This window comes from Falsibacillus albus (assembly GCF_003668575.1).
In the GTDB taxonomy this organism is placed as follows: Bacteria; Bacillota; Bacilli; order Bacillales; family DSM-25281; genus Falsibacillus; species Falsibacillus albus.
In genome coordinates this window covers 72,829-97,216 of sequence record NZ_RCVZ01000008.1, presented here as the reverse complement: position 1 = coordinate 97,216, position 24,388 = coordinate 72,829, and the positions used below count along the sequence as shown (strand labels likewise).

Annotated in this window: 18 protein-coding genes and 1 pseudogene; 3 read left to right on the top strand and 16 right to left on the bottom strand. The window is 35.4% G+C overall.

Going from position 1 to position 24,388, the window contains the following annotated elements:
• Nucleotides 1-14 precede the first annotated feature (14 nt).
• Genes D9X91_RS12610 through D9X91_RS12600 form a run of 3 tightly spaced genes read right to left on the bottom strand, consistent with a single transcriptional unit; the run spans nt 15 to nt 4,821 of the window.
• The gene (locus D9X91_RS12610; protein ID WP_121680990.1) at nt 15-1,811 is read right to left on the bottom strand and encodes a dynamin family protein; all 1,797 of its coding nucleotides are present in this window, start codon (nt 1,809-1,811) and stop codon (nt 15-17) included.
• Nucleotides 1,812-1,824: 13 nt separating this feature from the next.
• Complete coding sequence (locus D9X91_RS12605) at nt 1,825-3,822, bottom strand: dynamin family protein (protein ID WP_158598306.1); 1,998 nt, start codon at nt 3,820-3,822, stop codon at nt 1,825-1,827.
• A 33-nt stretch (nt 3,823-3,855) separates the two neighbouring features.
• A complete protein-coding gene (locus D9X91_RS12600) occupies nt 3,856-4,821 on the bottom strand; it encodes a hypothetical protein (RefSeq protein ID WP_121680988.1) in 966 nt (321 codons plus the stop codon).
• Between the two features lie 331 nt (nt 4,822-5,152).
• Between D9X91_RS12600 and D9X91_RS12595 the strand changes: the two genes are divergently transcribed.
• Genes D9X91_RS12595 through D9X91_RS12585 form a run of 3 tightly spaced genes read left to right on the top strand, consistent with a single transcriptional unit; the run spans nt 5,153 to nt 9,870 of the window.
• Entirely contained in the window at nt 5,153-7,201 is a 2,049-nt protein-coding gene (locus tag D9X91_RS12595) for a hypothetical protein (RefSeq protein ID WP_121680987.1), read from the top strand.
• A 49-nt stretch (nt 7,202-7,250) separates the two neighbouring features.
• Nucleotides 7,251-9,077, top strand: coding sequence for a dynamin family protein (locus tag D9X91_RS12590; protein ID WP_158598305.1), 1,827 nt, complete (start codon nt 7,251-7,253; stop codon nt 9,075-9,077).
• Complete coding sequence (locus tag D9X91_RS12585) at nt 9,061-9,870, top strand: hypothetical protein (RefSeq protein WP_121680985.1); 810 nt, start codon at nt 9,061-9,063, stop codon at nt 9,868-9,870. The genes D9X91_RS12590 and D9X91_RS12585 overlap by 17 nt, the downstream gene beginning before the upstream one ends.
• A 55-nt stretch (nt 9,871-9,925) precedes the next feature.
• Here D9X91_RS12585 and D9X91_RS12580 read toward each other — a convergent pair whose 3' ends face one another.
• The 13 genes and pseudogenes from D9X91_RS12580 to D9X91_RS12520 form a co-directional block, all read right to left on the bottom strand.
• Nucleotides 9,926-10,114: a hypothetical protein gene (locus tag D9X91_RS12580; protein ID WP_121680984.1), complete on the bottom strand. Its 189-nt coding sequence runs from the start codon at nt 10,112-10,114 to the stop codon at nt 9,926-9,928.
• 1 nt (nt 10,115) lies between these two features.
• Nucleotides 10,116-10,901, bottom strand: coding sequence for a transposase (locus D9X91_RS12575; protein ID WP_121680983.1), 786 nt, complete (start codon nt 10,899-10,901; stop codon nt 10,116-10,118).
• Nucleotides 10,902-10,927: 26 nt separating this feature from the next.
• A complete protein-coding gene (locus D9X91_RS12570; protein WP_233569785.1) occupies nt 10,928-12,148 on the bottom strand; it encodes a YifB family Mg chelatase-like AAA ATPase in 1,221 nt (406 codons plus the stop codon).
• A 72-nt stretch (nt 12,149-12,220) separates the two neighbouring features.
• On the bottom strand, nt 12,221-12,985 hold the full coding sequence (istB, locus tag D9X91_RS12565; RefSeq protein ID WP_121681071.1) for an IS21-like element IS643 family helper ATPase IstB: 765 nt from the start codon (nt 12,983-12,985) through the stop codon (nt 12,221-12,223).
• Nucleotides 12,985-14,535 carry an IS21 family transposase gene (gene istA / locus D9X91_RS12560; RefSeq protein WP_121681070.1) on the bottom strand — a complete coding sequence of 517 codons (1,551 nt, stop codon included), beginning with the start codon at nt 14,533-14,535 and terminating at the stop codon, nt 12,985-12,987. The genes istB and istA overlap by 1 nt, the downstream gene beginning before the upstream one ends.
• Nucleotides 14,536-14,662: 127 nt before the next feature.
• Nucleotides 14,663-14,968, bottom strand: coding sequence for a magnesium chelatase domain-containing protein (locus D9X91_RS12555; RefSeq protein ID WP_121680982.1), 306 nt, complete (start codon nt 14,966-14,968; stop codon nt 14,663-14,665).
• Nucleotides 14,969-15,497: 529 nt separating this feature from the next.
• Nucleotides 15,498-16,316, bottom strand: a pseudogene (locus tag D9X91_RS12550) (phospho-sugar mutase); the annotation flags it as partial.
• A gap of 85 nt (nt 16,317-16,401) precedes the next feature.
• The gene (locus tag D9X91_RS12545; RefSeq protein ID WP_121680980.1) at nt 16,402-17,772 is read right to left on the bottom strand and encodes a sugar phosphate nucleotidyltransferase; all 1,371 of its coding nucleotides are present in this window, start codon (nt 17,770-17,772) and stop codon (nt 16,402-16,404) included.
• Nucleotides 17,773-17,934: 162 nt separating this feature from the next.
• Nucleotides 17,935-19,245, bottom strand: a complete 1,311-nt coding sequence (locus D9X91_RS12540; RefSeq protein WP_121680979.1) for a lipopolysaccharide biosynthesis protein — start codon at nt 19,243-19,245, stop codon at nt 17,935-17,937.
• Nucleotides 19,242-20,345, bottom strand: a complete 1,104-nt coding sequence (locus D9X91_RS12535; RefSeq protein WP_158598304.1) for a polysaccharide pyruvyl transferase family protein — start codon at nt 20,343-20,345, stop codon at nt 19,242-19,244. Before D9X91_RS12535 ends, D9X91_RS12540 begins: the two co-directional genes overlap by 4 nt.
• Nucleotides 20,346-20,484: 139 nt before the next feature.
• Nucleotides 20,485-22,017 (bottom strand): hypothetical protein, encoded by a 1,533-nt coding sequence (locus tag D9X91_RS12530; RefSeq protein ID WP_121680977.1) that lies wholly within the window; start codon nt 22,015-22,017, stop codon nt 20,485-20,487.
• A gap of 2 nt (nt 22,018-22,019) precedes the next feature.
• Complete coding sequence (locus tag D9X91_RS12525) at nt 22,020-23,069, bottom strand: glycosyltransferase family protein (protein ID WP_121680976.1); 1,050 nt, start codon at nt 23,067-23,069, stop codon at nt 22,020-22,022.
• Nucleotides 23,070-23,165: 96 nt separating this feature from the next.
• Nucleotides 23,166-24,218 carry a glycosyltransferase family protein gene (locus D9X91_RS12520; RefSeq protein WP_121680975.1) on the bottom strand — a complete coding sequence of 351 codons (1,053 nt, stop codon included), beginning with the start codon at nt 24,216-24,218 and terminating at the stop codon, nt 23,166-23,168.
• Nucleotides 24,219-24,388 lie beyond the last annotated feature (170 nt).

The window sequence follows — 24,388 nt, the reverse complement described above, 5'->3', positions numbered from 1 at the left end:
TGTATAGAAATCCTTTATACTTCAATCAATTTAAGCTCTTCGATATGCTTTTTTACTTCAAAAAGATATTTTTCCAATTTCATCTTCAAGAATACTATTTGAGCCGTGCTGACACCATTGGCAAAAGAGTTAATCAGCAAAGCATCGATTTTTTCTAAAATTTGTTCATCTTGCTTCACATATTTCTCACTTATCGAATTGAACAACTCTTTTTTAAATTGTTGTTTTGCATTTTTGAAAATGTCATCAATATTTTTTTCCGCCATGCTTTTTTCGGATTTAAACTTCAATGCTGCTGAGACGACTCCGATTGTTCCACCGATTAGTAACATCGGCGGCATAAAGGCAGAGAGCGCCATCCCGGCTGTTACCGTTGCCGCTGCCGGACCCAATGCGGCAGCATAAAACGCCGATGCTGCACCCGTTGCTCCCCCTAACAAAGCTCCCTTCGATGCCCCGCTTAGAAAGTCCGAATCTCCATCATTTAACTTATTGTTGTGTTTAAGTTTTAATTCCAGTTCTTTTTCAGCTTCAATTTTGAAATCATTTATTTCGACTTGGATTTCCCGTTTTATCTTATCGACGGCTACTTTCCATTCATTGATATAGGTTTTATCCATATCCTTAATTCTCTCACTTAATTTGTTATTTATATTTTCTTCAGAGAAAATGGATTGAAGCTTACACTCTACTTCTTTCTTATCATTCTTTAATTGGAAATAACCGGATTGTTTTATTATATTTTTCAGCTCTTCCGCTTCATCTGATAGAAATTCATTTTGGTACCAATTTTCAAACTGGTATAGTACATTATCATGAATTCTGGAGCTGGACATTTTCACTTTATTTTTTATTTCTTCCATTTGCGCCTGTAAAAATTCAATCGTTTTGATATATTCTTCATGAATGAGAAGATCACGATTCAATAAGACCTGCGCCGAGTTGATGACGACATCTTTTTTTACTTGTTCCGAATTAGAACTTATATTATCGCCTATATATTCAAGCAATGATTGGAAGCCGGATTCAGTTAATAAACTGTCGTCGCCTGACAGGACCGCATTGTTTGCTTTGAAAGCAGAAACGGCTATAATCTCTTCCACAAACATCCCGATTTCATCATCTAAATAATCAATCAAGACCTCCGGATCCTCATCGATTTCATCGATCCGATTTATGACCGCAATGATCGGTTTGCCGAAACGATTCACTTCGATCAATGCCTCTTCGACATCCGCCTGACCTAGATGATGACCATTAAAGACCCAAATCACAACATCGGTTTTAGCTATGTATTCTTTTGTACGATTGGAATTATCCTCTGTGATGGTTTCCAATCCGGGAGTATCTACCAATGTGAAATCTTTCAGGTTCGAAATCGGAAAACCAAATTCAATGCCTTCACATGTTTTGAAAAACTCCTGGTTGTTATTATTGTTTTGCAGCTCATCAAATATTTTGTCCGGTTTATCTTCTATGATTGAATCCCTTAAGATGATTTTTCCATATGGCTCGGGGTGATACTTGATTTCAATGATGGAACCTGTCGCCTCAGAAATATCCATCGGAGAAATGTTTCTGCCGGCAAACGAGTTTAATAACGTTGATTTACCGGCTTTTACTTCCCCCATAATGACGACTTTTAGCGATGAATCCATGTTCTCGATTAACTTATCCATTTTTCTGGACTCATCGTTAAACAATTTGTGATCAATAATCACTGGAGCAGCTACCGCACTTTTTTGTAACTTTTTTAATGGGGAATGATCCATTGATACTTTTGCCTTTAATAACTTCTGAAAATCGCTCATTTAATCCACCTCATTATGCTAATATTTTCTTATTCTCGTAAACGATCAACGACTTAATGTCTGGATAAATAATGGGTCTTTCAACGGCTTTATAAAGATCATTAAGAGACTTTTCTATTTTCAAACTTGACTCATAAGGACCGTGAAGCATCTGGAAAGACTGGATGAACTCATTTAATACGTTTCCTTTAGCTTCTTTATTTTTGCATTCCAGATCATCAAGAATTGATTTTTTGATATCCTTCACATGACGTTGTATAGTCTCATTTAATTTCCTTTTTAAATTGCCGCTTTTAAATAATTTCGCAATTCCTTTATTAACCCCCAAGAAACTTGTTATACCAGCCAACAGTAATCCAAACGGTCCAAAAATCAAGCCGCCGATGGCCGCAATCCCTGCCCCGGAAGCCAAACTTAGATTTTCCGTTTGAATATCTGCTGAGTCGAGACTGTATGAAATATTATTTTTTGACATCATGTTTATTTCTTTAAACATTTTATTAATGGCCTCGGGATCTATATGTTTATATTCCGTAAAGACAGTCTCTGCTGCTAGTTGGTTCATCGAGGTTACGATCTCCTCCAGCCAAAATTTATGGAACTTTTCCAACTTTGTCTGGAATTCATCAAGACAAAATAGATAATCTTTTATATACTCCTCTCTCTCTCGATCTGTTTCAAAATCAAATAAAACTTGCGCATGATTGTTCACTCGAATTTCGACACTATCAAGAAATGAAGATGTAATATTTTCGAATTCCGATTTGTAATTTTGGCCGATCCTATTGAACCTATTGATAATGGATTCTTTTCTTTCTATGTACTCTTCTTGTTCTTTTCTCAATCTCTGCATGTAAGCTTTTATTATGTAAGAATCCTCTGTAACCTCACGGATAATTTGTTTATAACTCAGTTCTCGACTCTGTAATTGCACCTTCTGGGCATTTTCGTAGAAGTTGGCATCAACCGCATTGATTAATGAATCGATCCCGCTTTCACTTCTTTGCTGCTTGTCCCGTTTCATGATCCCGTTAAAAGCCTGTTTGGCTGAAATGCATATAAAATTTTCAAAGTACTTGCCGAAATGTTTATTCGCCTCGTCGAGTACCTTTTGTTCCGCTTCTTCACCGCCATTTTTTCGAACTAAATCGATCCGGTTCAAAACAGCTATGATATTGTCTGTTTTTCCACCGATCTTGCTCAAAGACTTCTCTAATTCGTTAACCATATCTTTGGACTTTTTGGACGCTAATTTCGTTGCATCCAATATCCAGATCACGCCGTCAGCTTGATGATAATATTTTTGGACACTGACAATCGTATCTCCAGATAGATTTTCCTGGACCAGACCAGGAGTATCGACCACCATAAACCTTTTGGATAAATAAGTGGGGTTGATCGGCCACCTTACTTCCACCACATCTGATTGATATAAAAACTCTTTCTTTAGATATTCTTCCGTTTCCTTTACCGCTTCTTTCGTCTTCAATTCCGACAAAACCTTTTTCAATTCTGATTTCACTAATTGTCTACTGCGTTTCGTCTTATTCTCTTCTTCTTCAAGGAAGATTTTCGTCTCCTCAAGGGACCTATGCTCCGATCCGCCATCGCGATAAACGATCAAGCACGTATCATCAGAGAGCGTCGCGTCATACACATCCACTTTCCAGGTTTTTGGCCTTACATCCATATCCGCTACTTCCTGTTCGAGTAAAGCGTTGATTAAAGTGGATTTTCCGTAATTCCCCATTCCTACAACAAACAATTCAAAGGTTTTATCAAGACCTTCCGTTAATTGAATCATTTTAAAGTTTAACGCCTTTAATTCATCAATGATCGGATGTACAAGCTTTGCATTTTCATTCCCTGTTTCAAAGTTAATGTCATCTAATATTTGATTGATGTCACTTTGCAGACGTTGAAAATGGTTTCTCATTCTATTTTTCATGACTTGCCTGTTCTTATTGGCTATAACAGTCTTGATAGATTTGGCAGCGGAATCCTTAAACACGTCCATTCCCCCCTTTCCATTTGTAAAATAGGATTAAAAAAACAAGGATATCGCGACAACCACCACTCCGACACCAATCAATACCTTCTTGAAATGATCAAATTTCTCTTCAATAATTGTTTTGGTACTGTTCGATTGTCCTTTTAATGATCTTACCTCTTGTCTCAAATCCCTTATGTCATCGTTTAGGGTATTAATAGTCACATTCAGTTCTTCCTTCGTAGTATTCAGGTCATCAATGGTAGTCTTCAAAATCTTGTTCTCTCGTTCAATTTCTTCAACCTTCGTGCTATAGCTCACGTAAATCGTATTCAATTTTTCGTTAACCGTGTCGATCATGCGATTGGACATCATGTTATAAACGTTGGTGATATTGGTATATAAATGCTTCCTTGCTTCTTCGATCTTAATGAGCAATTCATCAATTTGATTAGATGTTTCCTTGATTTTAGGTAATTGAATTTCATGTTGTTTAAAGAGTTCGTCGAATTTCAACAGCACATCTTGTTTTAATACTTCACTGCTCACTTCACTGATGATGGAGTTGGTACTTTTATATAGGTCATTTTTAACATTTTCAATTTCACTGATTAAACCACTTAGTTTGGTTGAATTTTTATCAATCAGGGGGAGCTGATTTTCATATCCTTCTTTTATTGTTTCTAATCTCGTAAACACTGTTTCTCTTATTGCCTTGTTGCTCACTTCAGAAATGATGTTAGAAATATTGTCATATAAGTCTTTTTTAGTTTCTTGCAGCTGCTCCGAGACCTCATGAATCTTATTTGTTGAAACCTCCAGCTTCGGGAAGTGCGATTCATATTTTTTATAAATTTCGTCCAATGGTGTTGATACGACCTTCGCCATGACGTTGTCAGTAATTTCATGACTCAATTGATGAACGATATTCTGAAATTCGATAAATAGGTTCTCTTCCATTTCATCAATATCAGAATAATTTTGTACAACCTCTTTTTCTGAATCCAATACCTGTGCCAATAGACTTACACCCTCCAAAGAACTAATTAAGTGTTTTGATACAAAAGTATCATATCCAAGGCGAAAAATCCGCAAAAAGTGCAAAATATGTAAAAATATGTTTTTGTAAAAAGGTGACAGGCACCATCCAGAAAATGGATGGTGCCTGTCACCTTTTTATCGTCACCCTTTTTACCATTCAACTTTCCTCTGGAACCCTTAAGCTTCTTTCACACCTACAAATCCCGACCCAATATGACAAAAACAGACGCATGGATGTTATAATTTGTTTAATTATATATTTATTGTAAAAAACTCTAAAAAAAGTAATAGCCAATAAAAGGAGATACATATGACTGCATTAAAAGAATTGCCCATGACACCAGAATTAATGATCAATGAATTGAACCGGAAGCTGAAAAATCTTTATTCTTCTATTAAAACATTGGATAAAGATGTGGAGCTAGAAGAGCCCATGAAGAACTTTTACAAAAAGATGATATTGGCTGAATCATTTTTTAATAGACAAATCATTAGTATGACAGGGCTGCAGGGAGTTGGGAAATCCACCATCGTCAAAAGAATGTATGATATTCCAGATGCATACCTTCCAGAGAATCCTGGCCGGGGAGAAAAGATCCCCATTCTAATCACGGAAAAAGCAGATTGGCAGGACTTCACTTGTTTCGTCCGTGAATTAAAGAAAGAAGATGGAACAAATGAACTTGGGATTCAGGACCGTCAGATTACCGTAGAAGAATTCCATCACAAAGCTTTTCACCCGGGCTTGAGCGATGTGTGGCTTGAACTTCACGTACCCTATAAGTATTTTAGAAATGAATACAAGTCCATTGCTGTCCTTCCCGGGTTTGAAGGGGACAAAGAGACGGAGACTTGGCAGGAGTTTATGCGCCATTCTTTAAAGATGTCCTCTACCTTTGTATTTGTTCTTAATGAAACAGCAGCTGCTAATAAAGAAAATAAGGACTTCCTCCAAGAGATGCTCATCGATTTTAAAGAAGCAAAACCGATTATCGCCCTTTCTTATTCGGATAAAAGTAAGGATGGGAATGAGCAGCTAAGACAATCGATAATGTCGGATTTTCGAATTCCTGCCACTCAAGATTACCGCGTGATCAAGACTGGAAAAGTGTCGACCTTCGGAAATGAATGGATAAACGACCTTGTAACAGGGATAGAGGCATCAAATTCCATTCCCAAAGTCTTTAGAATGAACCAGCTCGAACACCTAGACAAACAGTTGAAAGACTTGAAGATCACACTGGATAGTATTGAAGAAGAAGTTGACATTCAATCCAGGAAAGTAAGGATAACCAGAGATCAGGATATAATACCAAGCTTACATAAGGAATACTTGGATGGTTTTCAAGCTAAACGAAAGGAAGTTACCCAGCAATTTGAAAAATTAATCAAGGAGGTATTAAACACGCATGCAAGCAATGCTGTATCTCTCATCTCCTCTTCTATTAGTGAAAGAGATTTCAATGATCGGGTGAAAAGATTCTTCACCAATCTTGGGAATCCGTATAAGCACCGATACGAATTTGAACAGCTGATTAAAGAGACGTGGTCTAAAGATCATGTGACGATCCAAACGGCCCAAAAGATTAATGAGAGACTAAAGCTTGAGATGACCTTGTTTAATCGTAATGGAAAGATAAACTCCCTCCCTAATGGTGAGACAGCCTCTGAATATGAATTGGATCCAGTCCATATTCAAAATTTAAATGCGTTGTTCAGCAGCGAATCTTCCTATGAGATAACGGCAAAAGAAGAAATGACACAAGTGTTTTCACTAATACCTGTTCTGATTCTGGAGAGTATGAAATGGTCTTTAGTGGACCATGAACTGACCAATGCTTCTCAATTACCTGAACAAGAAGAAGCAGAATTACAGAAGAAGCTCTCTTCCATCAAGCCTGCTCCTCAAAACATCATCAGAGGGACCGTTGCCGTCCTGGGGTTGGATGCGGTAATCGATGGCCAGATTGATACAATCCCGGATATCTTAAACACTCTAGGGATAGGGGTTACAAAGGCTTCTGCTTCTATTGCTGTGGGGATACTTGGAGGAATATCGTTGGCTATCCTTTCCGTGAACATATTAAATCAAATGAGCAAGCAAAGCTTTGCTGACGAGCATGTCGCCAGTCAACTCATTACCACCATCCGGGATAACCACTTCCGGGCATACACAGACAAATTTAATGAGATGATGGACTACGTTCAAGTAAGAATTGAACATTCCCTGCGAAAGACGACCAATGTAGATCGTGAAGTATTTCGTTTGAATCAGGCTCTACATGCGTTAAATGATGTGAAGGATTACCGAAAAGAAGTTAGAGGTGCCATAGATGACTATCTCGACTACTTGGTGTGATCTTCATCAAAACCGGTTAGAGTGGGCATATGAAGCAAAACGGGACTTCTTGGCCGACTTCAAAACCACTCAATTTAAACGGATATTTGAAGAGGCCAATACGGATAAGATGATTGCTCTATTTGGGAAATCACAGGTAGGGAAAACCACTCTCATTCTTTCATTGATAGGTTTGAAAGAAGAGCATGTCGAGGCAGTATCTACTGCCTTGAGAGGCGGTAGAAAGAGAGGTTCGTCCTCCACTTCCACTGCTATGAAATACTCTTTTTCCGAAGATGAAGACTATCACATCCGATATGAGGATACCGCGGTAATGTTATCCTCAGAAGAAGCATTAATGGAAACACTAGCACACATTCGTGACCAAGTGGAAAAAGGAATCGGAATTGATTTGGTGGAAGTGCTTCTTCCATCTAACTATCGTGATCCCAAGGTCGATGCGATTGACTTAAGCATCATTGATTTACCAGGTATAGAAAGCAGTTCGGAGGAAGAGCATCGCCATGTGAACAGGATCATTAATCAAATACTGCCAAAGGCAAGTCTGATTCTGATGGTAGAAAGAGCGGATCAATTATCAAGATGTGAAAACTTTTTCGATCGTATCGATTCCGATTTTCTTAAAGACTGGATGCTCAATCCACAATTATTTCGACTTGTATTAACCCATGCCGTCTCCCCTGCTTCGACTGAGAAGAAAATTTATGCCGAACAACAGGTGACTCCAGAGTGGTTCATTGATTTGTATAAAAAAGAATTACATCATTCCATTTCTAATTGGCCGGGTGAGGTAAAACTTTATCCAGTAGATATGGGGGATTCCTGGGAAAAGACCGAATCGGATATAAAAGGGAAAACTGAGAGTCTTATTAGAAATGTATTAACAGATTTAATCCATGACCTGAACAACACTGAACATAAATTTAATTCTCTTATCATAGGAAGCAGAATGTTTCAAATGATGAATAAAACTATTAAACACAAAACGAATATGTTCAATCAGGAGCTTGCTTCTTTAAAAAAAAGAGCAGATATGCTTACCGACTATATACAAGATCAAGAATACGCCATAAAGAAATTAGAAGAAGAAATCGCTGTACTAGATAAACAACGTAAGGTTTTAAAAATGTTGTTAAGGAAATATGAAGCTAACCAAAACCTCCTTCATTATCAAGAGGTGACGGACACAGGTGAGCGTAAACCTTCCGCCATTTATACCAAAGTATTAGGTTTAAATGCTGACAATTCATATTTTGAACTTATCCAAAAACAATATGACGGGTTGATAAAACATGTCCAGGAGGATTTAAAAGACACTGGGACAACGTTAAACCTCCCCCCTTTTCCATCTGTTCGAATACAAGAAGAGCTTGTAACGACTCTCTCATTTTTACAAAGAAAAGTTATAGATTACTTTTTTCAACGCAATTGGAAGAAAGCAATTAATAAGGTCAATATTGGTCTAAAAAAAGTAACAGAGGGGCTAAATTGTGAGTTAAGCCAATCAATATCAGAGGAAATAGAAGCAAACACCCAAAGACTTCATCAAAAAAGGACAAGTCTGAAGAATTACGTATCCTCATTAAACGATGAACTACTATCCATTCAAAAAAAAGTAAAAGATGTTCAACTTAAACGATTGGTTTTGGTGATCGAGAAAGAAGCCTTCATGAAAAGAAGCAAGGATGACTTGGAGCTTTCACAACAATTTTTAAACTATATTACCGCTGCCTTTGATAAAGAATATTCCCTTTATATTGGATACATCAATTCGGATGAAAAAAGTCAGACAGATAAGTTTTATTATTTGATGAATTTACAAAAACTCACACAAGATTATAAGAAACTGGTGATGGTAAATGACAACACTCTATAAATCCATTGTGGAAGAGGCTGAAAAAGAATTAGCAGACCTTATGAACGATATTTTTATTAGGGAATTACGTGAATCGTTAGTAAAGATTGAAGGTTTGGATGAAAAAATCTTAAAACGAGTCAGTACTCTTTCCGTCCTAGAAGAATCCGTAGACGAAGTAAGAACCACTACAAGGCGTTCTATAGCCAAGCTGAAAAAGGAGGTAGAAGAAAAACTAGAGACCTCTTTTGCTTCTTATCAAGAGATGTATACAGATTCAATTGAAGAGACAAAAAAGGCTATTGTGGAAAAATTAGAATTCAATGATGGAAGAATAAATGAACTCGCGAAGGATCAACAGCAGATTAAAGAAACGTTAAATTTTCTGCTTAAAAACAACCAAAAAGTTCTTCAACAATTGGACTCCATTCTCACGCAGCAAGAGAATGGAATCAATCATATGAAGGATCACTCTGCCCATATTGTCAACTCATTAAAAAAAGAACAGACTGAACAATTCCACCAATTTGACGAGCAGCTACAAAAGGCATCTGCAACTCTACTGAACAAATACGATAAAAAGACAATGGAGCTTGAATCCACATTAAAAGAGGAGATTGTAGAACTACAAGGCAGCCTTACCGCACTAAAATCAGAGCAAGAAGAGACAATCAAGATTGTCTCTCAAAATAACCAAGCACACGAAGAAGAAGTATTTATTCAAAAACAAAACCTTAAAAAGGTTGGATGGATAGTGGGTTGCGGGGTTGGTCTTCAGATTTGTTTGGAGGTAATAGGATTTTTTCTGAATTAGAATAATTTAATGGATGACATGAACTGAAAGAGCCAAGGAATCCCCTTGGCTCTTTTCACTTCACAAACCCCTTTATCATCCTCACATCCGTATCAAGCACTCCTCTCTCCATTTCCGCAGTTAAAGGATGCTCCTCCCAATAGCCCATTTTTAGAATCGAGTCGCAGTTTTCGGGAGGGTTCAGGACTCCGCTATGTAGATCGAGGATCTGTCCGCGCCGGGGTTGAGTAGGGACGGTTCTCACTCTACCCCCTCACCTTATACAAAAAATGAGCCGCAATCCCAAGAATCCGCGCCGCCTGCATCTGGGACACCCCTTCAATCCGCTTCACCCTGCTTAAAATTTTATCCCTTTCCTCCTTCGGCAGACTTTTCAGTTGGGGGATTTCCAATGGTCCGAGGCACTTCCTGATCTCTACTCTTGCTTCATCATCGCTGAGCTTCCGGCAGGAGTCATCATGGTCTTCCAAACATTTGTCCTGATTGACTCGCTCATTAAATTCCTTGAACCTCACTTGGGCGATGTGCCGTTTAGGCGAGAACATATGTAATAGGTAGTCAGGATCAAGAAGGTGTGGAGGGTAAACAGAATCTCCGTAATACCCCCGGCAGCTGCTCCACTTCCACTCTTGAGGGCTCGGGGCGATGCCTGCTTTCACGGGGTTTTGGTGGATGTACCTGGTCACGGTGAGGAGATAGTTGACGGTTTCGACATTCCCGCTTTTGAACCGGTCCTGAAAGAGATGGCCGGTGGTTTTGTATTTCCAGTTATAATAATTGGCATAGCTCACACCAATCCTTTTCATCACGACCGAGATGCTTTCGCTGCCTTCTTTGACCAGAAGGTGAACATGGTTGCCCATCAAGCACCAGGCATACACTTTCAGCCCTGATTTCGTTTTCACCTTTTGCAGGATACCAAGGAACTTGATGCGGTCTTCCTCGTCATGGAAGATTTCCTGTCGATTCGCTCCCCTGATAATCACATGGTAGATTCCGCTTTTACTCTTTTTCCGTGCTTGCCGGGCCACCGGTGCACCTCCGTTCCGTTACCGTTTTATTTATAAACCATCCCATTCCCTTCCCCAGTCAACGAGGCTGGAGATGGCCGGACAAGCTTTCGCAAGGACAGGGATTTAGTGAGGGCGTCTTCGGTTATTGTCTCCTCCCCCTCTAAATCGGATATGGTTCTGGCCAGCCGGATGATTTTGATCTGCACCCGGTTACTGAGCCCTTGATTGATGCATAATCGCTGGAGTTCGTTCTGCTGGCCTGCAGTTAACGGGCTCTTATTGATCAGCTCTTCAAACGGAACACTCCCGTTGCAAATCTCCCTCCCATAACGAAGATATTGCCTTTCCCTTGCAGCACATACCCGTTTCATGATGTCTTCCGACGACTCGATCCCGACAAAATCATGATCTTTCAGATTCACCGGTTTCAAGGAAAGCAAGAGATCCATCCGGTCCAAAGTAGGTCCGGATACCCGGCCCTTATAAGTTTTTATCTGTTTGTCCGAACAGGTACAGTATTGATCCTTTGAGCCGTAATATCCACAGGGGCAGGGGTTCATTGCGGCTATAAAGATGAATGTCGCAGGATAGTTGACGGTGGAGTGGGCCCGGCTGATGGTAACCGATTCGTTTTCAAGTGGCTGCCTTAACATGTCCAGCGTCTTTTTTGAGAATTCCCCGAGTTCATCAAGGAGCAGGACGCCTCGGTGGGCCAGTGACACTTCACCGGGCTTGGGATTCGTCCCTCCTCCGATGATCGATACGGCCGAAGCGGAATGATGGGGATGACGGTAAGGGGGACGAGTAATGGACGTATACGGCGCACCGGCCAATTGATAGAGACTGATCTTTTCGAGCTGTGCTTCTTTCGACAAAGGCGGCAGAATCGAGTAGAACGTTTCTGCCAACAGACTCTTCCCGCAGCCCGGTGGACCGTCCATCAGGACAAAATGCTCCCCGCTCGCGGCAATCTCCAATGCCTGCTTCGCAAATTCATGTCCGATGATTTGATTAAAATTCCGTTCTATTATTGGGTGCTCCACTTTCTCCTCAACTCCCCGTGCGAACGGCAGCAGCTGCTGCCCGGACAGGACATCAAGCACATCCTGGACCGTTTCGATGTACACCAATTCCAAACCGGGTATCTCCATTGACGGGAGGGAGGGATCAAAAGGTAGAAAAAGCTTTCGCAACTCCAACTTCTTTGCAGCAAGGATGGCCGCGATCATCCCTTCAACGGGAAGAACCGTACCGTCCAGTGACAATGCCCCTATAAAACCCGCATCCCCCGGTTGTAGACGTCAAGTTGAATTTTACACTTTTTGCTCGTTTCCTTTTTACACTTCTGCTGAAAAAATGCTCTTTCGATTTTTCATCCGGTGACTTTCCTCTTCTTCACCACCATGGATCACTTCCACACGATGAAGCAGGCGATCTAAAATCTCTGTGGTAATGCCTTGATCTCCGATTAAATTGCCCCATTCATCTGGACTCTTATTTGATGTCAGGATAATCGAACTTCGTTCGTATAAATGATTAATTAAATGAAAGAATAGGTTTGCTTCTCTTTGGTCCATGGCCATATACATCAAATCATCAATGATCACTAGGTCGGCATTTCTAATTCTTTTAAGCTGAACTTTAGATTTGTTCAGATATTCTTCTGATTTTAGAAGCTGCACAAGTTCGCCCATTGTAGCGAAATAAACATTGAACCCTCTGTAAACAGCCTCAAGTCCAAGCCCAATTGCGATATACGTCTTTCCAATGCCGGGAGGACCTAAAAGAATAAGATTATACTGTTGCTCCAGCCAGCTTAATTCTCGGAGTTGAGAAAGCTGACGAGCTGTCAGAACGTTTTGTCCTTTCAGCTCAAACTCATCTAATGACTTCACGAAAGGGAAGCGTGCCCATTTCATTCTTTTCTCCAGACTTTTCGCTTCACGTTTGGCTAATTCATATCGAGTGATAGACTCTAAGAATTCTAAGTAGGTCCATGATGCTTTTTCAGCTTCGCGAAGAAGCTGTGGCAGCTCCTCCGCAGTCTCTGCTAGGCGTAGCTGCCGAAATTGATCTTGTAGTTCATTTACAGTTTTATTCATCATGCTCTACCTCCCAAAATGCTAGTATAGGCATCTAGAGAACGGGTAGAAGCTTTGATATGAGAATGTTTTGGCCGACTCGTGTAAAAAGATTGTACTTCTTCAACCTCAGCCGGCTCACCTCGTAAAGCATCAAGGTGATGAGCGATATCGCGAAAGTCATTCGCATTGTAGAGCTTTTCTGTCGTGCACTTGGTCAAAACAATATCAATTAAATCCGGATATTGTTGGATGACCTTATAAATAATCGTGAACTGGTCTCTCCGATACCTCGGGTATCTTTGGCTAATCTCATCTAAATATACAGCTGCCTGAACCTGACCTTCAAAGTGGGAGATGAGGCGTTGCTTAAGCTCTTCCACACCATTGGAGCGATCACGCGTATGGTGACGGTTTTGAATCAGTTTTCCTTTTTCAGAGCTAATCATATGCTCGGCAATTACTTCACCATTTGCTTCTTTGCGTATGACTAGAGAGTTGTGATCTTCTTCCCTGATTTCAATCCACACAAGGTTCTCACTCATATTTTGATAAGTCCCGAGTGGGACGGAGTAACGGTTTGACTTGTACCGGATGGTGTTGTCCTTGCTGACACTTCTTGTTATACTTTGGTTATTGGTACTTTCATATGAAAGTAACGAAGAGACTGGCTGTAAGTGTTGCTTTTCGAGGAGAAACACTTCTGCTGGTCTTTTTTTCGTTGTCTGGTGAACCTGATGGTTACCAGTACGCTTGAGCCACTGTCTTGCCCGTTCATTCCAATCTTCTATATCTCTAAACACACGACTGTCAGCGAAGTTTCCTTTTATGTATTTCACTACATTTTCAATCATACCTTTGGATTCTGGGTCTGCCCTTCGACACAGGTGAACTTTGAATTTACGCTCGTTCACATAGCTTTGAAATTCAGCTGTTAAAAGCAGTTGCCCTGCATTTTCACTTACCGATATTAAATGATCCTGATCATAGACAATTTCCTCTGTACGTCCTCCATAAAACTCGAATGCATTCTCGTGACAACGAATCGCATCTCTTGTGGTGAATGGACGTGCTTGCCATTCCATATATTTGTGTCGCGAGTTAGCGAGTACAAAGGCAATAAAGTACAGTTTGATTTCCTTATTGTTCACTGTTTTCTGTTTTGTTTCTCCCCAGTCTACCTGGAGTTGTTTACCCAAAGGTTGTTCAGGAACTGCTTCGTATTGACGAACAATCACCTTTTTCTGAATCTGATAGACTTCTCGAATACCCCTCACATATGTTCTTACGGTACTTCCGCCGACTACTAGGTCGGGGTATCTCTCTAGAAGCCAATCATGGATTTGAGCACTGCTTAGGTGAGGGTACTCTTCTAGCCAGGCAAGTATCCAGTCCTTATAGTGATCTAGTTTTTTCTTCTTGCCCAAGGGCTGTTCAGTATAGGCCTTTGCTTCATCGAATGTCATTTCTAAATACTTATAGACAGTCGGTCTCGAGATCTTAAGCTCCTTAGCGATTTGTGCTACTTTAAACTTTCTCTTATGTAATTCCTGAATCTTAATATATAACACTAACTTCTCCTCCAAAACCCTAACCTCCAGTAAAATAACGTCATGATCTATTTTACTAAAGTAGTAGGTTGATTGAGCAAAAGTGTAAAATCCTATCGAGCAAAAAGTGTCAACTTTATTCTAGCGTTTACACCGGTATCTCCTCCTTCAGGAAATTGCCGCTTTTCAGCACTCCGATCGCAATCGCCAGATCAAACAACGGACCGTTTTTCTTCTGCTCTGCCGGGGATAAGTTAATCACCACTTTCATATCCACAAGTGAAAAGCCCAAACTCCTCAAGGCGGCCGATACCCTCTCCCTCGATTCCTTCACCGAAGCATCCGGCAGCCCGACCACCACAATCGACTCCATCCCTTCAACCACCTGGACCTGCACTTGCACACGGTAGCCTTCCAGCCCTTTCAGACCAATACTTGTTACTTTATAAGACATGACGAGACAGTCCTCCGATTCATTATGTATTTTTCATATTTTCAGAGACAAATTTCAAGAAAGGAAATGTTAAATGAAGAAAAGAGTAGGATTGATCATTTGCAGGGGGTGTCTATGGGAGTAGAATGACTTTCGCGTGCGCGTGAATTTTGATGAGTGCGGTATAAGGTTGAAATTTGAAAAGGAAGTAAAACGAAAGGAATCGATTAAACGATAGAGGGAACTTAGAGGATGATACTAATTATTATACATTAATCTACCATAAATTTTTGAAAATTACAAAATATTTCATAGTCAGTTGAAAAGAGTCTTATAAGAATCAAAGAACCCTACAAGTTGCAATCGGTAAGGTTCTTTGGTCATTGGTACATTCGTTGGCGACGCTTGGTAAAATTCGTGGCTTTCAGTGGTAAATAAGATGGCAGTAGCCGATTGGTTTCATGATTCTATTTAAATTGATTTTGCTTTAATACAATTCTACTTTTCACAAAATGAGAAAAGTTGAATCGGAACCGTCCCCGGTTAACTCAGAAAAATTTGGATCAGGTTGCTCCTGTTCCTTTACTATTATCACTTTTTTAAAACCGTATGCATTCAATCCTGCTCGTATAGGCTTATTGGACGTTCCGTGTAATGGTGTAAATACAATTTTTAATTCTTCTGCCATTTCTTTAACAACACTACGATTCAATTGAAGAATCTTTAAATGTTCCAAATATGCTTCATCTATTGATCGACCTATCATTTGGAGTAAACCTGTTTCTTTCAACTTTTCAATACTAGCAACTTCAACAGCAAGTTCATCTTTAACTTGATTTAACTTTTCTATGACTTCATTTGCAGTAGCAGGAGTTAGCTGACAACCATCTTCATCATAAACTTTGTAGCCATTATACTCAGAAGGATTGTGACTTGCTGTTAATACAATTCCCGCAAAAGCATTTAAATAGCGAACGGCAAAAGATAATTCCGGTGTGGGGCGAAGCTCGTCAAACACATATGATTGAATACTATGCCTTCCTAATACACTAGCTACTTCCAGTGCGAATTCAGAAGATTTGTGCCTTGAGTCATAAGCAATAACTACACCACGTTTTTTTGCTTCTTCACCAAATTCCACAACATAACGAGCTAATCCTTCTGTTGCTTTTCTTATTGTATATATGTTTATACGATTTGTACCAGGACCAATTTCTCCACGCATTCCACCCGTGCCAAATTCTAAATTTTTATAGAAAGCATCTTCTAAAGCCTTTTCATTACCTTTCAATCCTTCTAATTCTTTTTTCATTTCATTATTTAATGAAGAGTCATTAGTCCATCTTCGGTATGTTGCATTCCAGTTCATATTAGCCTCCAACAAAATTTTTTTGAAAAAAATAAAAACAAAAATACCCGCCTAGCCTTTTAAGCTAAACGGGTATATAAAATAATTATTTTACGACAGATTTACAATGTTCTTCTACTTCATCCCACGTCATAAATATACGTACAATATCTTCTTCAATTAATTGAGATCCAGTTTGTACTTCAACAAATTCTAAATCAGTTGTTGCTTTAATACCATGTTTTGCTTCAACTGGAATGATTAAAACATCACCTGGCTTTACCACACGGATTTCATCGTTTAAAGCAAGTTCACCTTCACCTTTAATGATTGTCCAAACTTCACTTCTTGCATAATGTTTCTGATAACTTAAATTCTTCCCTGCTTCAACACCAATTCTCTTTGTCAGGACTTCATTTCCTTCTTCAAACTTCGTATGGTCAAGAACTCTATACCAACCCCAACGTCTTTCTTCATACATCGGACGTTGTTCAAAGCCTTTTAAAACTTCTTTAATTCTTGGACTTGCTACCTTATCAGTTACCAATATTCCATCTGGGCTTACTGCAACGACAGCATCCTTAATTCCTAACACTGTGACTGGAATATCTAATTCATTGACTAAATGAGTATTTGTGGAGTCGTCACTAATAGTACCTTTACCAATTTGATTTGTACCCATTTCTTCTGTTAACGTATTCCATGTACCAAGGTCTTTCCAACTCCCACTATATGGAAGAGCAACAATTTTTTCTGCCTTCTCAACTACTGCATAATCAAAGCTGATTTTTTCAAGATTTTGATACTGCATCGCCAACTCCTCATATTGAATTGGTAAACCTTTAGCCTCTAATAAAGAAATTATATACTCAAGTTTAAAAGCAAACACTCCACAATTCCATAAAGCATTTTCTTTCATTAATCCTCTGGCTTCTGTTTCTGATGGCTTTTCTTTAAAGTGACTTACTTGAATATAATCATTATTATTATTTTGTATCGGAACTATATAACCATACTTTTCTGATGGGAACGTTGGGTTTACTCCCATTAATGCTAGGTCAGCATCGGAAGTATTTAATGCACCCTCTAAATCTTTTATTCTTTCAAAAAAGCTAATATCTACATAAGGGTCAACTGGTAAAACACCAACTACTTCATTTAAACTACTTCCCTTTACAGAATAAAGATAAGTAGCTGCTAAAGCAATAGCAGGAAATGTATCACGACGTTCAGGTTCAATGATTAATGGGATATCATTTCCTAATTGACTATGGATCATATCCAACTGTGATTTACTAGTTGCTATTATAGTTGATTTATTTAAATGTAATTTTTCTAACTGCCTCCAGACTCTTTGAACCATAGATTCCAAAAAACCGTCATTTTCCAGAACCTTCAAGAATTGCTTTGACCTAGAATCATTGGATAATGGCCAAAGTCGTTTACCAGACCCACCAGATAATAATATTAAGTTCATACGTATCTCCTTCCAGGTTCATATAGATTAAATACATATTTTATATTGATTTTATAATCGTAATAAAATCAGTTCAAAACAATTAATAAAAAGTTTCACTACTTAATTCCATAATTTTGGAACATCCAATGTGAAACAATAATAAATTTAAGGACAAATTGATTAAATAAATATTTTGATTATTACTGGAAAGATAAGTAGTAATTGTAATAAGATTATTGTTTTTATACTAAATACAGTAATATTTAGCTTTTTTGTTACATAAATAAAACTGAAAGCAAATAATGAAAAATAAGCTACTAAAGTTGCTAATGCTGCTCCAATATATCCAAAAGGATTAACTAATATCCAATTTGATAAAATAGCAATTCCTGCACTTAAAATTGAAAATAATGATATCTTGAAATTCTTTTTATAATAGTACATAAAATTAATAAATAATGAATATAGAAAAAAGTATCCATAAGCCAATATTAAAATTGGTACAACATTTACGGCCCCTAAGTACGATTTATTTCCAAATATAAAAATTAAAAGATCTGTACTAATTATAAAAGTAATATAGAAAAAATAGAATATTCCAATATTTCGTTTTAGATGATTTTTATAATTCCTATTATCTCGTAATGCCTCAAATAAATTAGGTTGTAATGAACGATTAAGAGCAATTGCTATAATAGATACAATCATTCCTATATTTGAAGCAAAACTATAAACGCCAACTTGGGATAAACTTACTTTTGACAAAAACAATATATTAACTTGTGATAAAATTATTGTAGAAAATGTATATGGTATTAAAGGCATTGAATATGAAAGTAAATATCTAGCTGTTTTTATATTACCTTTGATTCCATATTTATTTACAATGCGTAAAACCAGAGCTCCTCCAACCAATATACTAGAAATAAAAATTGACACTAATCTCCAAAAACCTAAGTCATCCTCCATTTTATAAATAAATATTAAACCAAGACCTATAGAGAAAATACTATGCAAAACACTAACAAAACCATATAATATTGCATTTTTTTCAGAGCGAATTATTTCAAGACCGACATGAATAAAGCAACTGAACACAGTACTAATTAAGATCACAATTATAACTTCTTTTTTTATTTCAATAAAATGAAAAAAATTACTGAAAATATAAAAAACACCAGATAAAACTGTTGCATTTAAAATAATAATCCAGATAGGAGTTGCTAAATATTTCTTCTTATCTATTTTTTCTACCTTGTATCTTACGATAGCATTAGATACATTCAAACCAATAAATACAGCCAAGATGCCAATATATGTAGTGTATAAGTTAAATAATCCAAATTCATCTGGATTCATTTTATTTAAAAAGAATGGCATAGAGATAAAAGCAATTGCTTTTATTAACATATCCGAAAAAATATAAATAATTTCATATATAAATATATTTTTTATTATTTCTAACTTTTCCCCAATTATTTTTATATTCATTTCTTATCCACTGTTTCAACATTTTTTATAATATACCTATATAGTATATTTAAATGCCCCTCTGAATCTTCCAGTATTTTATTATCAATAGAATCTAATAAGCCAATACCATTAATAATAGAATTAGTAACTCTATTAATATTCACATCTCTACAGTTTTGAATTTTAATTATCTCACCTTGGTAATTCAAATCAGATAGCAAATTTCTCGTTTTATTTGAATAAATAACTGGAAGAATTGGCGTATTACATAATAGAGCCAGCACAATAGAATGAAATCTCGTACCTATCATTACTGAACATTTATAAAACTCATCCATAAAATCGTAAATATTCCCACTAAAATCAATAATCTCAATTCTTTTTTTATCTTTTACACTATCATAAATTCTATGTGAAGTAGGGTAGTCTGAATTATAACCACTATCAAATACAAATAATTTTACCTTACCATTACGTTTTTCTAATAAATATTTATTAACAATACCGCACATCATTTTAGTATAATCATAATTATATTTAATAAGTTCCTTTGTATAACCAGTATAAGTAGAAATACCTAATACATCATTTTCCTTTTTATTTTTTTTTCTTAAATCCTTCCTGCTAAAAACTATATCTGGAAAGATAAAAAAATCTTTCTTTTTTATTTTTGAGATAAAATCATAAGTTTTTTTATCCCTACATGTAATTAGATTAGAAGTTTTAATTATCCCTTTTGTGGCTCCAATACCAATTGATGATTTAAAAGGTCCTACATTGCACCCTAAAATAAAAATCTTTACTCCGTTTTGCTTCATCATTTTATATTGAAGCAGTGTATGATAACGAAAAATTCCATCTGCAGCAGTATTATGCGGAAAAATGGACCCACCTACTCTAATATAAAAATCAATTGCTTTTTCTTTTATTACTTCTTTATCAATATTATTAATTATATCTACATCAGAGAATTTATCTATAAAATTAGAATAAGTAAACTCGTTATTGATAAGTAGGTAGCATTTTATATCATTTTTTTGCAAAAAATTAATAAGCATTTCTCCCATAATATTATCGCCTAAATTGTTATCTAAATATACATCAACTATTGCATTCACTGTCTTTCCCCCAATAAATTTTATATCCATTCAACTTTCCGTATCCCTTTTTAAAAACTTTAAAGCTATATATAGGAATTTAGGAAGAATTTTTTCTTCACGTTTAGTTTTTATTTATAAAATAATCACCTAATTTTACTCACTTTTGATTCAAGTTTGAATTTAAAGCAATCTTATTTTGGGTTATTTCTAAAAACCCTAATAATAGAGCAGCAATTCCAAAAGAAGAAATTGTGGCAGAAAATCCATAGCTTATTAAAAACCAAAAGCCCCCAAACAAAATCCAGGGGTTTTTTGTTACATTAGTAATTACAGTTTTTATCATATATAAATAAAAAAACAATCCAAACAATCCATGATATAAAAATATTGTACTTAGGGTTCCATGAACGTTATAAAATGTACCATTATCCCATTCGGCAGTTGAAAAACTCCCCACTATAAATGTTGTCCCTAACATACCAACATGATCAGTAATTGATCCCATATATCCTTTACCGAATAAGAGCATCCAGGGTTTTTCTTTATATTCATATAAAATATTAATTAATTCAATTATTCTTATACGAGGTGACATAGGCATATTAATGAGCCAATGTGGTTCCCATATTTTAAGAAGTGATAAAGCCTGATTTAACTTAATTTCAAATAGCAAACTGGTTTCAGTTAATAACCCAAAAACCTTGATAACAAAAAGTAAAACTAATGGAAGTATCAATAATACCAATAATAAGAATCGGAATCTTTTTTTTCTCCAAAGAATTATACAAATAACAAGTGGTGAAAAAATATACATTATTATTAACTTTCCTTGAGCATTATACATCAAAGATAAAACTGTTCCAATTATTGCAGCAATAACAATAACTTTTGAAGATTTGAAGTGTTTATAAAAGGGAATTAATAATGTAAAGGGAAGGTATTGTATTACATTAGTAACCAACAACGTTTTTAAATCATAATAACCAAAATTCCCACTTACATAGGATACCATCATTGAAACAACAACACCTATTAATACAGCTACCAAATAACTATTTAATTCCTTAACTCTATCGCTTTCCCAAGTGAGCAAATATCCAAAGGCTATTATTATTAAAAGGGGAAAAGAAATCATAGAGTAGCTCTTACCAATAAAACTTGTAAGTGAGTTGGAAATATTTTGTATATTGTTATCATTAACTAATAAGTTAATCAATCCAAATAAAATACCAGTAAAATTCATTATAAAAATTATACTTGCAAACTTAAAAATTAAAGGATAATTTTCCTTTATTTTTTTTATATTTATTCCCTTTTTTAACGTTAATAATACTATTGGAACTAAAGTAATAATACCAAGGTTAAAACCAAATATTCGAAAATTTTTAAAGCCATAAAAATGACCCGTACCTACTAACACATCAAATTCAAGGCTTAAACACATAAAAATCAAATAACTGCCAATATATTTTGTTATCTCACCCTTGGTGAAATAATACCCTAAGATAATTAATTCTAAAAGAACATATATTAGTGAAGCAAATAAATTATCGTAAAACAAAATATTAAAAGAAGCTACAATTGCTGCAAGTAATACGTGTCTTATATTTATTATATTACTCTTAAAAAAATGATTATTATTGGAATATTTTAAAGAAGTATTTTTATTTTGTAATGTATCATTATACATAATCATCTCTCCTTTAAAATATCAGATAGAACCCTTGTAATGTTTTCCTTAGAATGAAATTTATTAAAAGAATGGAATTCCTTTGCATTTCTAGTTGCGTTTTGTTCAGAGTTAAGTAAGAAATAAAAAAATGCAGAAGCATCTTTAATGATCTTGCAAATAGAAGGGTATTTTCTTGTATAGTATCGCATTAGTGGAATATCACTTCCCAGAACAATTTTTTTATTAGAAAGTGCGTCCATAAGAGTTCCGCTCATTCTATAACAAAAGGTATCAGGAAATGGCATAAATATATATTCACTATTGGATACATATTCATCATATTTTTCTTTTTTTAAATATCCTTTAACAACTTTAAGATAACCATTGTCAAATTCATATTTTTTAGACTTCAATATAACTTTTTTTCTCGAATTTAAAAATTTCTTGTTTTCTTTTTCTGTTTTAATAATTTGTTCTATAAAATATTCATCATTACTATTACTTAATCCAATACATAAATATTTTTCACGTTGTTCTTTACATGTTTCATTTATATACAATGGATGTGGTAAAACAAAAACATTTTTTTTATTTACACCTATTTCATTAACGAGATAATCCTTTATAAATCCCTCTAAGACAATATGATTTACATTGTTCATATAACTTTTAAATATTTTAAGTTTATACTTGTTATCCAATTCATCAACATTATTGTGATGAACTATATACATCTTATCTTTATTTCTAAAAAATATTTTTCCAATTGCAAATGTAATTGTATCAAATGAAGATACTAGAATATAATCAGATTTATTTTTTTTAATAAAAATAGCGGACTTGAGCATGACATTTAAGGAACTTATTCTAGATAATAACCAGTTATCTCCGATTTTAAAGTTATGTTCTTCTAGTTTATTCACTTTTTGTAAATCATCCGTAAAATCAATATAATACCCTTGTTTGGCAATCACATTAACATCATATATATCGGATAAATACTTAATAAGATCTTTACTAAACCTTTGGTGCCCTTTAGGGTAAAGAAAATCTAAAAACAGTACATTCAAATTCAGTTCCTCCAACTAAATAACACTTGTAATCGAGACTTTGATTTAAATCCAGTAATTAATTTTAAATAAAGGTATATGGAATTTTATTTCTATCTAAATATATATAAACTCCTCCAGGTTTCTTATAAACTTATGATTCTCTCTTATAATATCTTGAATAAGGTTACATCTACCCAAATTGTATTCGTCTATATTGAAACCTTTAAAATAATTTTCAATATCCTTATCGATTTCATCAAATGACTCAACAACTAGTCCAAGATTATAATCATTTATGATTTCAGCAAGAAAAGTTCCCTTAAAAGCTAGCATTGGTTTACCGTGTAATACCGTGTTATACAATCTATTAGGCAATGCAGTTTTATTATTAATTCCATCATTATACCTAAGTACATTTATTAAATCACTAGTATGGTATAATTTATCTTCGTCTTCTCGGTAGTATCTTCCCGTTAATTTTACATTTTTAATATTATTGGTAATTAAATAATTCTTAATATCCTTATTTATATCACCTTCTCCGTGAAAATAGATATTGTACTTTTCTTTGTTTTTTAAATTTTTTATAAACTCAGTGTTTATATCATAATCACGTGTTGCCCCAATATAAGATATATTAAATGTATTTTTTTTATAGTTAACAATTGCAGGTTTTAAAGATTCTTTGTTTTTTATTTTTGTATTATAATTAATTTCATATCTATCATTTTTCGGTAACCATTCCTTATATTTTGGAGATGAAATCACCGTAAATAATGAATTTTCAATAAGTTTCGAGGTATTAAATACTTTTAAAATCTTGTGGTAGTCTCTTATATCTATAATATAACGTCTTTTATAATTTTTTAGTAAAAATCCTTTTAAAAAAAAAGATAATGGTATCCCAAATACTATTACCTTATCATACTTAGTTTTACTCAACTTTTTTATTACAAATCTACTATATTTATAATAGTCTATAAAATTTCTTCTATGACCAATTTTTTGATCTCTATATTTATTTTCCTTATCGAAATTTTCCATTTGGAATCTATCCCAGTTAATAATGGAATAATCTGCATTATTATCCACTAAAACTTTTTCATAATTACTAACATAAGGCATATACAGCATAGAAGAGTCACCAATCAATGCAATTTTTTTCATAATAATCCCTTCCTAATATAGATAATATACAAACCTACTAATTTCGAACATTCTACTTTCAAACAAACTTAATAGATCTAACCTTTAATAAAGGCAACTCTTAAATATTGGTAATAATGTTGGTAGTATTTCTATAAAACTAATGTACTTATTTAGATAACATCTTTGAT

What these genes read in the sequence shown, in the direction of transcription:
- D9X91_RS12540 (WP_121680979.1), bottom strand. Translation starts at nt 19,245, where the DNA reads ATGAATATAAAAATAATTGGGGAAAAGTTAGAAATAATAAAAAATATA.
- D9X91_RS12520 (WP_121680975.1), bottom strand. Translation starts at nt 24,218, where the DNA reads ATGAAAAAAATTGCATTGATTGGTGACTCTTCTATGCTGTATATGCCT.
- D9X91_RS12610 (WP_121680990.1), bottom strand. Translation starts at nt 1,811, where the DNA reads ATGAGCGATTTTCAGAAGTTATTAAAGGCAAAAGTATCAATGGATCAT.
- istB (WP_121681071.1), bottom strand. Translation starts at nt 12,985, where the DNA reads ATGAATAAAACTGTAAATGAACTACAAGATCAATTTCGGCAGCTACGC.
- D9X91_RS12555 (WP_121680982.1), bottom strand. Translation starts at nt 14,968, where the DNA reads ATGTCTTATAAAGTAACAAGTATTGGTCTGAAAGGGCTGGAAGGCTAC.
- D9X91_RS12595 (WP_121680987.1), top strand. Translation starts at nt 5,153, where the DNA reads ATGACTGCATTAAAAGAATTGCCCATGACACCAGAATTAATGATCAAT.
- D9X91_RS12585 (WP_121680985.1), top strand. Translation starts at nt 9,061, where the DNA reads ATGACAACACTCTATAAATCCATTGTGGAAGAGGCTGAAAAAGAATTA.
- D9X91_RS12530 (WP_121680977.1), bottom strand. Translation starts at nt 22,017, where the DNA reads ATGTATAATGATACATTACAAAATAAAAATACTTCTTTAAAATATTCC.
- D9X91_RS12545 (WP_121680980.1), bottom strand. Translation starts at nt 17,772, where the DNA reads ATGAACTTAATATTATTATCTGGTGGGTCTGGTAAACGACTTTGGCCA.